The 14,217-nt window shown below is 34.4% G+C and carries 16 protein-coding genes; 4 read left to right on the top strand and 12 right to left on the bottom strand.

From position 1 onward, the window contains the following. Positions 1–11: 11 nt before the first annotated feature. The 10 genes from DNU06_RS09655 to gcvH form a co-directional block, all read right to left on the bottom strand. Positions 12–1,502 carry a hypothetical protein gene (locus tag DNU06_RS09655; protein WP_111063099.1) on the bottom strand — a complete coding sequence of 497 codons (1,491 nt, stop codon included), beginning with the start codon at positions 1,500–1,502 and terminating at the stop codon, positions 12–14. Further along, complete coding sequence (locus tag DNU06_RS09650) at positions 1,495–2,565, bottom strand: glycosyltransferase family 4 protein (RefSeq protein WP_111063097.1); 1,071 nt, start codon at positions 2,563–2,565, stop codon at positions 1,495–1,497. Before DNU06_RS09650 ends, DNU06_RS09655 begins: the two co-directional genes overlap by 8 nt. Beyond that, entirely contained in the window at positions 2,566–4,170 is a 1,605-nt protein-coding gene (locus DNU06_RS09645; protein WP_111063095.1) for a hypothetical protein, read from the bottom strand. It lies immediately after the preceding gene. 12 nt (positions 4,171–4,182) lie between these two features. Continuing rightward, positions 4,183–5,118, bottom strand: coding sequence for a GDP-L-fucose synthase (gene fcl, locus DNU06_RS09640; RefSeq protein WP_111063093.1), 936 nt, complete (start codon positions 5,116–5,118; stop codon positions 4,183–4,185). Continuing rightward, positions 5,118–6,209, bottom strand: a complete 1,092-nt coding sequence (gene gmd, locus DNU06_RS09635; RefSeq protein WP_111063091.1) for a GDP-mannose 4,6-dehydratase — start codon at positions 6,207–6,209, stop codon at positions 5,118–5,120. The genes fcl and gmd overlap by 1 nt, the downstream gene beginning before the upstream one ends. A 2-nt stretch (positions 6,210–6,211) precedes the next feature. Further along, entirely contained in the window at positions 6,212–7,003 is a 792-nt protein-coding gene (locus tag DNU06_RS09630; protein WP_111063090.1) for a 3'(2'),5'-bisphosphate nucleotidase CysQ family protein, read from the bottom strand. After that, the gene (gene deoC / locus DNU06_RS09625; RefSeq protein WP_158526866.1) at positions 6,996–7,718 is read right to left on the bottom strand and encodes a deoxyribose-phosphate aldolase; all 723 of its coding nucleotides are present in this window, start codon (positions 7,716–7,718) and stop codon (positions 6,996–6,998) included. The genes DNU06_RS09630 and deoC overlap by 8 nt, the downstream gene beginning before the upstream one ends. Before the next feature lie 71 nt (positions 7,719–7,789). Continuing rightward, on the bottom strand, positions 7,790–8,461 hold the full coding sequence (locus DNU06_RS09620) for an energy transducer TonB (protein WP_111063086.1): 672 nt from the start codon (positions 8,459–8,461) through the stop codon (positions 7,790–7,792). A gap of 44 nt (positions 8,462–8,505) precedes the next feature. Continuing rightward, positions 8,506–8,889, bottom strand: coding sequence for a VanZ family protein (locus DNU06_RS09615; protein WP_111063084.1), 384 nt, complete (start codon positions 8,887–8,889; stop codon positions 8,506–8,508). Next, positions 8,882–9,259 (bottom strand): glycine cleavage system protein GcvH, encoded by a 378-nt coding sequence (gene gcvH, locus DNU06_RS09610; protein ID WP_111063083.1) that lies wholly within the window; start codon positions 9,257–9,259, stop codon positions 8,882–8,884. The genes DNU06_RS09615 and gcvH overlap by 8 nt, the downstream gene beginning before the upstream one ends. A gap of 166 nt (positions 9,260–9,425) precedes the next feature. On the opposite strand from gcvH, the gene prfB reads away from it, so the two are divergent. From prfB to DNU06_RS09590, 4 genes are read left to right on the top strand one after another with little or no spacing between them, the layout of a single operon-like run. Next, on the top strand, positions 9,426–10,505 hold the full coding sequence (prfB, locus tag DNU06_RS09605) for a peptide chain release factor 2 (protein ID WP_111063082.1): 1,080 nt from the start codon (positions 9,426–9,428) through the stop codon (positions 10,503–10,505). A 54-nt stretch (positions 10,506–10,559) separates the two neighbouring features. Then, positions 10,560–10,910, top strand: coding sequence for an aspartate 1-decarboxylase (panD, locus tag DNU06_RS09600; protein ID WP_111063297.1), 351 nt, complete (start codon positions 10,560–10,562; stop codon positions 10,908–10,910). Beyond that, positions 10,907–11,956, top strand: a complete 1,050-nt coding sequence (locus DNU06_RS09595) for a lysylphosphatidylglycerol synthase transmembrane domain-containing protein (protein ID WP_111063080.1) — start codon at positions 10,907–10,909, stop codon at positions 11,954–11,956. The genes panD and DNU06_RS09595 overlap by 4 nt, the downstream gene beginning before the upstream one ends. Beyond that, complete coding sequence (locus DNU06_RS09590; RefSeq protein ID WP_111063078.1) at positions 11,928–12,449, top strand: adenylyltransferase/cytidyltransferase family protein; 522 nt, start codon at positions 11,928–11,930, stop codon at positions 12,447–12,449. The genes DNU06_RS09595 and DNU06_RS09590 overlap by 29 nt, the downstream gene beginning before the upstream one ends. Before the next feature lie 6 nt (positions 12,450–12,455). On the opposite strand, the gene DNU06_RS09585 is transcribed toward DNU06_RS09590, so the two are convergent. Continuing rightward, positions 12,456–13,535 carry a mannose-1-phosphate guanylyltransferase gene (locus DNU06_RS09585; RefSeq protein WP_111063076.1) on the bottom strand — a complete coding sequence of 360 codons (1,080 nt, stop codon included), beginning with the start codon at positions 13,533–13,535 and terminating at the stop codon, positions 12,456–12,458. Next, on the bottom strand, positions 13,525–14,151 hold the full coding sequence (locus tag DNU06_RS09580; protein ID WP_111063074.1) for a SprT-like domain-containing protein: 627 nt from the start codon (positions 14,149–14,151) through the stop codon (positions 13,525–13,527). Before DNU06_RS09580 ends, DNU06_RS09585 begins: the two co-directional genes overlap by 11 nt. Positions 14,152–14,217 lie beyond the last annotated feature (66 nt).

Raw genomic sequence — 14,217 nt, 5'->3', positions numbered from 1 at the left:
AAGTACTTTAATTAATAATCTTGGTATTTATTCCAAATCCGAGTTTTAATACCAATTTCAAATGAAGAACGACTTTGTAAATTGTTGCGGTTAGTGGCAAGTCTTAAATTGATAGAAGAAGTCAGATAAGTGTTTTGTATCCATTTTAAAGGAAGTTCATACAGTAGTGTTGTATTAAGTATGTTAAACTTTTCGCCTTGCATTATTTTTTGGTCGTAATTGCCATCTCGGTTGGCGTAGGAATTAAATATATTTTGACCATAGCTTATGGATGAACTGTCGGTTCCATAAGCTATATAATTAGTTTTTAACGTTAATCTTTGGCCTGCTTTAGCATAAGATAAAATAGCAACTAATTCCATGAAATTTGCGCCAACAGGATGGGTAACACTGGCATTGGCATGTCCATAACTTTGTGCACTGGATTTATGAGAATAGGTGAAGGGTCTTGCAAGGTTAAATTCTGCTTGTGCATAAAGATTATCTATAAAAAAACGGGAGGTTTTTGCACCTATTTGTACGGCAAATTTATTGGCCCACCATTGATTCGCAGCACGAATTTCTTTTAAGTAAAACTCATCAAGGAGCAATTGGGTATACCATGTAGTGTAGGTATTTGGCTTAAAAGAAAGATTTGTACCAATTAAAACATTGTCCGCCGAACCTTGTGCATATTCCACTGGACGGTATAGTACAAATGGATTTAAATAATTTGGCTCTAAATAACGAATAGTTAAGGAATCTTTTCCTTGCCAAACTACTGTTTCAAATACACTAAAGTTGAATTCTTTTGAAATATTCCAACTTAAATAATGCATGGCAGAAAGCTTTATGATGTCGTTCTCTTTTTTAAAAGGTGTTTGGGAATAATCTTTCCAAACCTGCATTAAACTCACGTATTTTATGGTCCAAAAATCTAATTCCATTTTAACAAATGGATTGGCAGCAGCATTGTCTGAAAGTAAAAGGGAGCGATAACCTTCTCCAAATGAGTTTTTACCATACCCGCCCAAAAAAGTGAAATGGGAATTGGGTTGGAAAACACCAATTATATTACTGTTTAAAAAAATAGAATTGCCAATGCTTCTTCCTGTGCCAATGTCTATCGCAGCATATTTTTGTAGACTGTCGCTCAAATAAGAGCCTTGTTGGAAATATGGTAGAATGTGTGACTGTAAATACCATTTACGTCCTTTTAACTCTAGTTTAACGCCAGCGCCTAAGGTGGTGTATAAATGGTCGAAATTTTCGGTGCCTATGTTTAAGTTGGCAATGGGTTGTATGGAAAAATATTTGTTTCTGTATTGAATTTTGGTAACAGTTAGACTGGTGTCTGTATTATTACTGGTTAAATATGGTTTAACGCTAGTGTGTTTTACATTGGCTTGGTAAAAAGTACTGGTGGAAAAGTAATTCCTATAATTTAAGTCTTGAACCCCAATTTTTTGATTGAATCCAGTTATGGAAAGGAATAAAAAAAAGAAGACAAGTAATTTAGGCATGCTTTTTTTTATCTGTTAATGTAACTGCGGCTGTGAATAGCATAGCAAATGAAAGTAAAATTAAAAGCTGTATGGTAGGGTCATCAATGGGGATAAGACTTACCAATATTATACTTAAAATGTTAAATGAATAAATAATAAGGACAATTTTTTTATGTCCGTAACCCTTGTCTTGTAGTTTATGGTGTAGGTGTTTTCTATCCGCAGATAGAGGAGAGTTGCCCTCGAGTGTTCGTAGGACAAAAACTCTAAGTGTGTCTAATAAAGGATAAATTAATACCCCAATTACAAAAACTGGAGTAGAAATATGAGAAAAAGGTACCGGTAAATGTGTTGTATTAGAGCTGATGATTTGTACTGTTAAAACAAATACTATTGCTCCTATGGTTAATGACCCAGAGTCTCCCATGAAAATTCTGGCGGGATTAAAGTTAAAAATCAAAAAACCCAATAAGGATCCAGCTAATGAAAAAGCAACAATTGCCCAATGTACATCCCCAGAATAGTAAAACCAAATACCATATGTGATGGAAATGATTAGTCCAACACCAGAAGCTAAACCATCAATACCATCTATTAAGTTAATCGCATTAACAATCACGATATAAACAAATATGGAAATAATGAGTTTTGCATATGCTGGTAAAATTATGTCCATTCCAAATATGCCGTAAAAGGAGTCAATATCAATTTCCCCCATGCCAACTAAAATAAAACCAACCACAAGATGGGCCATTAATTTTTTACTCGGTGAGGTGCCTATAATATCATCTTTTACGCCAACAAAAAATAGTAGTATTAAACTCCCCATTAAATAAAAGAAGGGACTTATGTGTTTGCCAATATTTTCATTATCAGGAAACCAGATGAAGCAGGAGAACATAAAAGCACTAAAAATAATAACACCTCCAATAGTTGGTATGCTATTCTTGTGCAATTTTCTGTCTTCAGAAGGTTCGTCAACCAAGTGTTTTAATTTAGCTACCTTAATTAATGAAGGCGTTGCTAAAAGTACCACGCTAAATGAGCTTATAAAGGCAAGTATGTAATGATATGTATTCATTTACCAATCGAATTGTTTCGGGTTAAGGTTAGTCCTAACGCCAAAGTAAGTAAAATTTGTTGTCTTTTCTCCCTGTTTATCAGTACTAATTCTGAGTAAGTTTCCAAAAAACAATTCCAAGTTGTATTTTTTATTAAATCTATATCCCACTTCTAATTGCTGATGCCAAGTGTTTTCTTGGTCTATATCTTGAATTTGGTTGTTGGCTAAAAGTATAGTAGGTAAACTTTCAGTGTTGCTTATACTGGCTTTTTCGGCATAAATAAATTTTGCTTGTAAGTAAATGCGTTTCCAATTGTAATCGAGTATGCCAATTAATTCTTTAAACCCCGATTCATAAGGGTGTGCCAAAGGGAGGTTGGAATGGGAGTAATTAAGTCTTTTGTTGTTGGCTGTGTATGCGTTTTCTTTGGTTTGGTTAAATTCAAATTGTAGGTGTAGGTTTTGGGTCATCACATGGTAAAATTTCAACCCTATTTGTGTTCCTGCAATACTGGAATGGTCCAGTAATAATTGCCCATAAATCATAGACTTTTTATACCTAGCATTTATATTAATTCCACCAATGCTATTGTAGTTGTTGTCTTCCACTAATAGTGAGTTTACACCAAGAATCGGATTAAAACTTGCTGCTTTCAGTTTTTTTGTTCCCAAAGAGTCGGTTCTATTCCAAATGTTTCCTTCAAAAAATCCTATTTGTATATTTTTATTGAGCGCAAAGTTTACAAAATGGGTCGTGCTCATTTTTTTTTCATAATTCGCCTCTGGACTATTTGAGTAGGGTAAGCGATATAAGTTTTGTAAAGAGGCGTAAATAAGTGTATACTGCAAACGTCCTTTGAATAAGGAAAATTCTGGTTTGATGTAAGGGTAGTTAACCGTGAAATTGGACAATAGTAAGGAGCGGTAACCATTTCCAATAAATTGGTTGCCATTTCCAGCTTGTATATTTAGCCATGTTGTTGGGGTATAGCTAAAGTACCCAGTTGCAAATGCAAAATCATACCCAGTTTCTTTAAATGGCTTTGTTCTGGCGTAACTAGGAATGATGGCGTTTTGCTGTTTGTAAGAGTTGCCGTTAGGGTAAAATTCACCATGTGCATCTACATATTGCGCTTGGTAATTTAATAAGCTAGCTTGGGTTTCGTAGATCGCAGTTTCAAAGGCAAATTTATTAAAAAATTTTGCTTTAATATTTACACCCCTGGTGTTCCAAGTCTTTAAGCCATTTTCAATTTGCTGTGAATTGTTTTCGTAACCAAGATTTAAATCAAGAATAGGGTCGACTGTACAGCTATAATCATCTCCTTTAAAAATTAAAAAATGTTCTTTAAATAGCTTTTGTGTTATCCAATAATAGTACTCACCTTCGTCTTTAAACAAAGCGGTAGTATTTACTTTGGTCTCAAGAATGGGCCGAATACTTGTCTGTAATTGATTGTAATTTACGCTTGAGTCGGTTGAATTAAGGATGTCTATCGTTTGGTTATAATTTCTAACGTTTGCAATATTGAGCTGAGAAAATGAATAGAAATTCAAAAAGAAAAATCCAGTTACAAGAAATAATTTTAGGGAACGGTATTTTAAATGTATTTCTTGTAACATGTTAAAAGTAGATTATTCTAAAGCACCATTACTTTTCACCGATTCATAAACAGCACGAATACCGTCAGCTAATTCAATAGAATATTGCCATCCCATATCTGCTAATTTAGAGACATCCATTAATTTTCTTGGCGTACCATCCGGTTTGTCGGTATTAAACTTTAATTCACCAGTGTACCCAACTATATCTTTAATTAGAAGTGCTAAATCTTTAATGGAAATTTCTGTTCCAGATCCTAGATTTACGAATTCTTTGTCGCTGTAATTGTTCATTAAAAATAGACATGCTTCCGCTAAATCATCTACATGTAAAAATTCACGTAATGGCGAACCAGTGCCCCAGATTTCTACGGTAGCTTGATTGGTGATTTTAGCTTGGTGGAATTTTTTTAACAACGCAGGAAGAACATGAGAATTATTTAAATCATAATTGTCATTTGGACCATATAAGTTAGTTGGCATTGCAGAAATAAAATCCGCGCCATATTGGTCGTGGTAAGTTTCACACATTTTAATGCCAGAAATTTTAGCAATGGCATAAGGCTCATTGGTTTGTTCTAAAATCCCACTCAATAAATAGGCTTCCTTTAATGGTTGGGGGGCTAGTTTAGGGTAAATACAAGAAGAACCTAAAAATAATAATTTTTTGACTTCGTTAACATGTGCGGCATGGATGATATTGGTGGAAATCATCAAATTGTCATATAAAAAGTCAGCCCGGTAAGTATTGTTTGCTTGAATGCCGCCAACTTTTGCTGCCGCTAAAAATACATAAGCTGGTTTTTCCGTTTCAAAAAAGTCATTAACAGCAGACTGTTGTCTTAAGTCAAGTTCTTTAGAGGTACGGGTAACAATATTTTGGTAGCCTTCTTTCTTTAATCTTCTCACAATTGCCGAACCAACCATACCTCTATGGCCAGCGACATAAATTTTAGCTTCTTTTTTCATTATTCGTGGTAGTTTAATGTTTTGTGACCACCATCTTGAAGGTATTTGTCTTTTTTAAACAATGCCATATCAGCTTTCATCATTTCTTGTACCAGTTCCATAAAAGTGTATACTGGTTCCCATCCTAATTCACGTTTTGCTTTACTCGCATCACCGTGTAATAATTCTACTTCTGTTGGTCTAAAATAAGCTTCATCTACTTCTACTAAAACTTTTCCAGTGGCAGCATCTAAACCTTTTTCGTTTACACCTTCACCTACCCAATTAATAGCAATGTTTACTTCTTTGAATGCCAATTCTACAAATTCTCTAACCGGATGTGTCTCGCCAGAAGCAAGTACATAATCGTCCGCAACTTCTTGTTGTAACATTAACCACATTCCTCTCACATAGTCTTTCGCATGACCCCAATCTCTTTTTGCGTCTAAGTTACCTAAGTATAATTTTTCTTGTAGGCCTAATTTTATTTTAGCTACTGCTCTGGTGATTTTTCTCGTCACAAAAGTTTCTCCACGTAGGGGACTTTCATGGTTGAATAAAATACCATTACAAGCATACATATTGTAAGCCTCTCTATAATTTTTAACAATCCAGAAGCCATAAATTTTAGCAACTGCATATGGACTTCTTGGGTAAAATGGCGTTGTTTCGGACTGTGGCGTTTCTACTACTTTTCCATAAAGTTCAGAAGTAGATGCTTGGTAGAACTTAACCTTATCTTCCATTTTTAATATTCTAATCGCTTCCAATAATCTTAACGTACCAATACCATCTGCATTTGCAGTATATTCTGGTGTGTCAAAAGAAACCATTACATGAGACATTGCCGCCAAGTTGTAAATTTCATCTGGCTGAATTTCTTGCACTAAACGAATAAGGTTGGTAGAATCTGTTAAATCACCAAAGTGTAAAAACAATTTTACACCTTCTTGGTGTTTGTCTTTATAAAGATGGTCAATTCTATCGGTATTAAAAAGTGAACTTCTTCTTTTGATACCGTGAACTTCATATCCTTTTTCTAATAATAGTTCTGCTAAATAAGCACCATCTTGTCCAGTTATTCCAGTTATTAATGCAATTTTATTACTCATGTTTATAAAGTTAAATTTTTCTTTTTTGCTAAAAAATAAGGGTTTTTTAATTGAGGTTTATTGTAGGTTAAAGGCAGTAATGTTTCAATGTGTAAAACTTCACCTCCTACAGCTTCGTAGATAGCTTGTCCTGCAGCAATGTCCCATTCCATTGTTGGTGCCAATCTGATATAAAAATCGGCAGTTCCCCTTACCAAATCAAAAAACTTCAGTGCACTTCCTTTTTTTATTACTTTAAGTGGCCCGTATTTTAATTCTAAATTTCTGACAAATTTAACAACTGTTCCAGAAAAACCACCATTTGAATGGATTATTACTTTGTTTTTGTTGTTATTTTTAAATTTTACACGCCATTTTTCGTTTAATGGGTCATCTGTTGTGTATGGAATTTCAAATGCACCTATTTCTTTTCCACCAAAGATGATGCGAGATTCAGTTGGACTAGCAATCATGCCAAATGTTGCTTTTCCGTTTTCCACTAAGGCAATATTAATGCAAAATTGGTCATTTTTTTTGATGAATTCTTTGGTACCATCTACCGGATCTATTAGCCAAATTTGGGGGAGGTTTTCTCGCTCCTTATAGCTCATTTTTTCTTCTTCTTCCGATATTATTGGAATGCCCAATGGGCTAAGTGCTTTTACCAGAATTTTACTAGATAGCTTGTCGGCTATAGTTACTGGTGAATGGTCTGGTTTTATTTCTACGGCAAAATCTTCGGCATATATTTTTAAAACCTCTTCGCTAGCAGTTCGAACTGCTTTTATTAAAAGTTTAATGGTTTCTTCAGTCATTGTTTGGGTGGATGAGGGTGTCGTATAAACTACTTGCTCCTATTCTAAAAGTAGCGGGGTGAGTAAAAGCTGGTCCTAAATATTTTTCTATTGCTGTAATAAAACTTATTGCTTGTTGAGGAGTTCGAATACCTCCAGCAATTTTTAAGCCAATTGTTTTGCTTTGAGTTTTACTGATGGTTTCTGCCAGGTAACTTACTGCATTTATTGTGGCGCCTATGGGTGTTTTACCTGTAGAGGTTTTTAAAAAATCCATTCCAGTATCCATGCCTATCTGTGCGGCCAATTGTATGTTTTTCTTGCTGTCTAATATGCCTGTTTCAAGAATCAGTTTTATTGTTTTAGTTGTTTTTTTTCTAATGGCTAGCAGTTCTTGGCTTACCTCGAGGTGGTTGCCACTTAAGAATTCACCAACCGATAAAACAATGTCTATTTCATCTATGTTCGTTTGGTTAAGGAAATCAATTTCTTGTAATTTTAATTGGAGTGGTGCTTGACTGGAAGGAAAATAGGTACTAACCACGCATTTTTTAATCTCCGGTCGAAGGGCTTCTAGTTGATGGGTGTATTTTGGATAGGTGCATACCGCCGCTGGATATAATTTATGAAAACCTTTGTTTGCTTTTTGAATCAGTGCCGTTATGGACGTGTAATCGTCTTGCGTATTTAGAGAGGTTAAATCAATAAACGGTATAAGAGAGGTGGCGTTTTCCATGTGCATGGTGTAAAAATAAAAAAACCTTCTTTGAAAAAACAAAGAAGGTTTTAAATACTATAAAAATTATTTTATCCTAGTCTTGCTTTAATTGGAATAGTATAACGAACATTTACAGCTTTACCTGCTTGTTCTCCTGGTTTCCAGTTTGGCATTTTTTTAACTACTCTTAATGCTTCTTTGTCAATAGAACGTGATACTCCTTTTACTACTTTAGCATCTTCTATAGATCCATCTTTATTGATTACAAATTCAACATAAACAGTACCTTGTTCACCCATCTCTCTTGCAATTTCTGGGTATTCAAATGTTTCTTGAATAAACTTAATCATTTCTAAATCTCCACCTGGGAATTCAGGTTGAACACCTACCACGTCATAAATCACCTTCTTTTCTACCTTTACAGGTTCATCCGGTTCAAAATCCATGTCTCTTAAATCGTCATCAATAATAGGAGGAGGAACAATGATTACATCATCTTCCACTTCTTCCACTTCTGTAACAACAGGAGGTGGTGTTTGCGCTGGCGGTGGCGGCGGTGGTGGTTCATTTTGGTAAAATTCCTCAATGATTTCCTCTTTTTCCGTTTCTTGCTTAACAATTTCCTTTGGGATAGGTTTAATGACAATCGACTTGTAAGTAAAAGCCATCAAAACAATCGCACCGGCAATAATTCCACCAAGTACTAAAAATCCAGCTTTCTTGGATTCTAAGTCTGCCTCTTTTGATTTTTTTAATTCCATAAACTTGTTATTGTGGTAAAACTACAAATTATATTGCAAAAATCTTACCAAGTTATTTCTTTTTTATTGTAGTAATAATAAATTAACATTCCGGTAAAAACACCCAAGTTATTTGCTATAAAATCTTTCCAACTAAAGAATCGATTTCGAATCAAACTTCCTTGTATTATTTCAATACCGAAGCCAAAAATTATACAGACTACAACTATATATAAAGCTTTCCTTCTAAAAGGTTCATTTTTTTTAAAACAAAATCCAAAAAGCATTAAAAAAGACAAGACTGTATACATGATAATATGTACCATTGTGTCGATTTTAAACCATTCAAACTTAATTTCAGGTAGCCTATCACCGGGTAATAAGCTTAAAAAACTTATTACCACTAACCAAATTACCCAAGGTAGATGGGTGAGATTTGATTTAGCCAATTAAATTCTTGTAATCATCCGCACTTAACAAAGCTTCTACTTCTGCAAGATTGCTTAATTTTATTTTCACCATCCATCCATCTCCATAAGGGTCTGAATTTACTGTTTCAGGAGCACTTTCCAAAGCTTCATTGAATTCTATTACTTCACCACTTACTGGCATAAATAAATCAGATACAGTTTTAACTGCTTCAACAGAACCAAAAACTTCTTCTTGATCTAAAGTCTCTCCTTCAGTTTCAATTTCAACATATACAATGTCACCTAGTTCATTTTGTGCAAATGCTGTAATTCCTACAGTAGCAACATCTCCATCAATTTTAATCCACTCGTGATCTTTTGTGTATTTTAATTCAGCTGGTATATTCATGTCTTATTTTTTTAATTATTGATAACGCTACAAAAGTAGAATTAATTTAAATATTTCAAATTGAAACAGTGTATTTGTTTGAACTCTTTGATTAAAGAATACGATAAACCGTTTAATTGGTATAAAATTCTTAATTTTGTCCCACTTTTATAAGCATACTATTTACATGATTACGCAAGACCAACTTAAGGAACTAGAGCAAAGAATTAAAGATTTATACGATTATTTAAAAATCGAGGATAAGGTATTTGAGCTTAAAGAGGATGAATTGAAAACACAAGATCCAACATTTTGGGATGATCCAAAAGCGGCGGAGACAGTGATGAAAAAAATCCGAGGCAAAAAATATTGGGTGGACGCTCACGAAGAATTAAAAACGAATACCGAAGACATTAAGGTGTTGATGGAGTTTCATGCCATGGGCGAAGGCAATGAGGCGGAAATTGATGAGCAATACAGGTATACAGTTGAAAAACTGGAAGCTTTAGAGTTTAAAAATATGCTTTCCGCAGAAGAGGATGCTTTGAGTGCAGTACTACAAATTACAGCTGGAGCTGGAGGTACAGAAAGTTGCGATTGGTCTTCTATGTTGATGAGAATGTATTTAATGTGGGCAGAAAAAAGTGGTTATAAAGTAAAGGAGTTAGATTATCAAGCGGGAGATGTAGCAGGTATTAAAACGGTAACGCTTGAAATTACAGGCGACTTTGCTTTTGGATATTTAAAAGGAGAAAATGGTGTACACCGTCTGGTGCGAATCAGTCCTTTTAATGCGCAAGGAAAAAGAATGACTTCCTTTTCTTCCGTTTATGTTTACCCTTTAGTAGATGATACAATTGAGATTAAGATAAATCCTTCTGATATTAGTTTTGAAACTTTCCGTTCAGGTGGAGCAGGTGGTCAAAATGTAAATAAGGTAGAAACTGCGGTTCGATTGCGACATGCACCTTCAGGTATTGTAATTGAAAACTCAGAAGGCCGTTCCCAATTAGGAAATAAAGAAAAAGCCTTACAGTTATTGAAATCACAGTTGTATGAAATTGAATTGAGTAAAAAGCTAGAGGCAAGAACGGAAATTGAGGCCGGAAAGAAAAAGATTGAATGGGGCTCTCAAATAAGAAGTTATGTATTGGATGATAGGAGAGTAAAAGACCACCGTACTAATTTTACAAATAATAATACCGAAGCGGTATTAAATGGCGATATAGATGGGTTCTTAAAGTCTTATTTAATGTCAGAAAATTAATTTCAACATTTTATAAAATACTTATCTTTGCAACAGAAACGACGAAAAATGGAAATGAAAATACAGGTTGTAAAATCTAAAATACATAGAGTAAAAGTTACCCAAGCAGATTTAAATTATATTGGTAGCATTACTATTGATGAAGATTTAATGGATGCCTCTAATTTAATTGAAGGGGAAAAAGTTCAAATTGTTAATATCAATAATGGGGAAAGAATAGAGACTTATGTCATTAAAGGAGAACGTAAGTCGGGAACGATTTGTTTAAATGGACCTGCTGCTAGAAGAGTAGCGGTTAATGATATTGTTATAATTATTGGATATGCGTATATGGATTTTGAATTAGCAAAATCGTTTAAGCCAATGTTAGCCTTTCCGGATGAAACCACCAATCTATTAAAGTGAAAAAAGTTCTCATCAATCTATTAAAAGTTGGTGTCCCTTTAGCTTTAGGGATTTATCTTATTTGGTATTTTTATGATATCATGGATGAAGATGAAAAAACCGCTTTGTTTCAACATGTCAGAACAGCTAATTATGGCTGGATTTTTGTCTCTTTACTTTTTGGGTTAGCCAGTCATATTTCAAGATCTATTAGGTGGCGATACTTGGTAGAACCACTGGGTAAAAGAATTGGTTTTTGGAATAGTTATCATGCCATCATGATTGGTTATTTTGTGAATTTATTTATTCCACGAGCCGGTGAAGCAACAAGGGCGGTAGTGCTTTCAAAAACAGAAAAAGTACCTTTCGCAAAATTATTTGGGACTATCATTGCGGAGCGTGCAGTAGATTTATTGTTTTTAGGGATTGTTTGCTTGGTTACTATTTATTTTCAATACGAAAACATAGACCTGATTAGGTCTCGTATGGAAGTTTTAAATACTGAGCTTTCTGCTAATAACCCTGCCGATACTGGTTGGGGTGTGAAGGAATATGTTCTGTTGATTTTGTTTTTAGGTGTAGTAGGTTTAATAGGTTTAATTATTTTAAAACCAAATTTTCGAGAGAAAGTAGTAAGCCTATTAAAAGGTTTCTTAGAAGGTGGGTTAAGTATTTTTAGAACAAAGAATCCGATTAAATTCACCTTCCATTCTATATTTATTTGGGTCATGTATTTAAGCATGTTTGGTATCAGTTTCTGGGCCTTACCTGAAACTAGAGATATGCCAATTGGCGGGATTTTAGCGGGATTTGTAGCAGGAACGATTGGGTTGATTATTGTTCAAGGAGGAATTGGCGTTTACCAAGCTTTAGTGGCTTTGGTGATTACTACTTATTTATATCCAGAATTTGATAAGCCTATTCACAGTGTTGGGTTGGCGCTGGGTTGGATCATTTGGCTAAGCCAAAACTTAATGATTTTGGTGTTGGGATTAATTTCTTATTTAATCAATATTAAAAACGTAACCATTACCAAAGATGAAAACACTGAGCAAACTGCACCATAAAGTATTGATGAATGCGGAAGAAGCGAATCTAATTGTTTCTGAAAGAAAAAAGGAAGGGAAATCTATCGTTTTTACGAATGGCTGTTTCGATATCTTACATAAGGGACATGTAGAATATTTAGCAAAGGCTGCCGATTTAGGAGATGTACTTGTCGTTGCACTTAATACAGATGCTTCGGTAAAAAATCAGGGTAAGGGAGAAGAAAGACCAATTAATAAACAGGACGATAGATTAGAAATGCTTGCCGCCTTGTTTTTTGTAGACTATGTGCTTCTTTTTAATGGAGATACCCCAATTGAGGAGATCAAGACGATCGTACCAAATGTTTTGGTTAAAGGTGGTGATTATGATCCAAGTGTTACCGATACAGCATCTGCTGCTTATATTGTGGGTAGGGAATTCGTCTTAAAGCACCAAGGGAGTGTTAAAGTGATAGATTTGGTAGCGGGGTATTCCACTACCAATATTGTACAGCGATTAAAAGGTGAATAAATACACTTAAAATAAGTGTGGTTTATTTGCTTTCATTTCTTTTAAATAACCTTTTATCTTTTGTTCGTCTTCTTGTTTAACAATCATTAAAACACCATCAGATTCTACCACAATGTGGTCATGCAATCCTTGAATTAGTGCGAGTTTGTTATCCGGTAATTTTACAATACAATTTTCTGTTTCGAATAAAAAAGTGCCGTCTCCTTGAACCGCATTTCCTTCCACATCTTTTTCTAAATGTGCGTATAAACTACCCCAAGTACCTAAGTCTGACCAGCCAAAGTTAGCCAATACTACATATACATTTTTAGCGTTTTCTAATATGGCAAAGTCAATAGAAATGTCTTCACAAGCTAGAAAGGCATCATTGATAAATGCTTGTTCATTTTCGGTGTTATAATCGTTGCCTTTGGTGGTAAAGTGTGCGTTTAATTCTGGTTTAAATTTTTCAAAAGCTTTGATAATAGTAGCTGCTTTCCAAATGAAAATACCTGAATTCCAATAGTAATCCCCACTTTTGACAAATATTTCTGCAAGTTCTCGGTTGGGTTTTTCTGTAAATTGTTTTACTTTTTTTACATCTCCCATTAATAAATCACTTTCATTATCAAACTGAATATAACCATATCCGGTGTCTGGGCGAGAAGGTTTTATGCCTAAAGTTACCAAGCAATCATCTTTTTCAGACCTTGCCAATGCTTTATTGATAATGTCTACAAATTTATCTTCCTTTATGATAAGGTGATCTGAAGGCGCGACAATTAGGTTAGCGTCTGGATTTAAATTGTAAATCTTGTGTGCCGCATAAGCAATACAAGGTGCTGTGTTTTTTCTAAGTGGTTCTGTTAGTACTTGTCCAGATGCAATTTTTAATTGATCCATAACCAATGTTTTATAATTTTCATTGGTAACAATGTATATGTGTTCCGCAGGTACTACTTTTATCAGTCTATTATAAGTCATTTGAATCAATGATTCACCTGTGCCTAAAACGTCTAAAAATTGTTTTGGAAAAGATTCTTTACTCATAGGCCAGAAACGACTTCCGATTCCGCCGGCCATAATGATGGCATAATTATTTGTCATCTAAAATATGTTTTTGAACTTCGGCCATACCTAAAACTCTGTATTGCCGATTGGTTTGTGTGTTTGTACAAAGATAATACTTTCTCAACTTCTTACCTTTCTCAAATATTAAATTATTAAGCATAAATTTACTCCCCAATGTTAAATGTTCCACTAATATAGCTTTTTTATCATCATACCTTCTAAGTACGCGGTATAGTGCTTCATCTGAACAAGAGGAGGCTTTAGCATTTTGCAAGTAGTTACGTATTGCCAAATAAATATCCGTTGGTAAAATGTCTTGGTCAATAACAGGTTGAAATAAAAGAGCAAATGTTTGTTTCCATTCTAATCCATGTGGTTTAATAGCAATGCCATAGTCTTTAAAAGCTTTTAAATGCGCAAATTCATGCAGGGTGGTAATTAAGAAAGCATAAGGATTTAAATCGCCATTAACGCTAATGCGGTGACCTTTACCTCCAGATGGATAGCGATAGTCACCCAGTTTGGTTTTCCTTTTTTTACTGATGGTGAAATTTACTTGATATTTTACAATCATTTCTGCCACATATAGTGTAGTTTCTTGAGGTAGAAATTTTTCGAGTTTTGCTGCGTACAATACTACTTTGTTTTGCATGTAGCAAATATACAATAATCCTATTTTTATTGTCTAAGTTCTCAAATCAAAGTCTTAAATAGGGGG

The organism is Putridiphycobacter roseus (assembly GCF_003234935.1).
Taxonomy (GTDB): domain Bacteria; phylum Bacteroidota; class Bacteroidia; order Flavobacteriales_D; family Crocinitomicaceae; genus Putridiphycobacter; species Putridiphycobacter roseus.
Note: the sequence above shows the minus strand (reverse complement) of the source record. Positions and strands in the feature narration are given on the sequence as shown.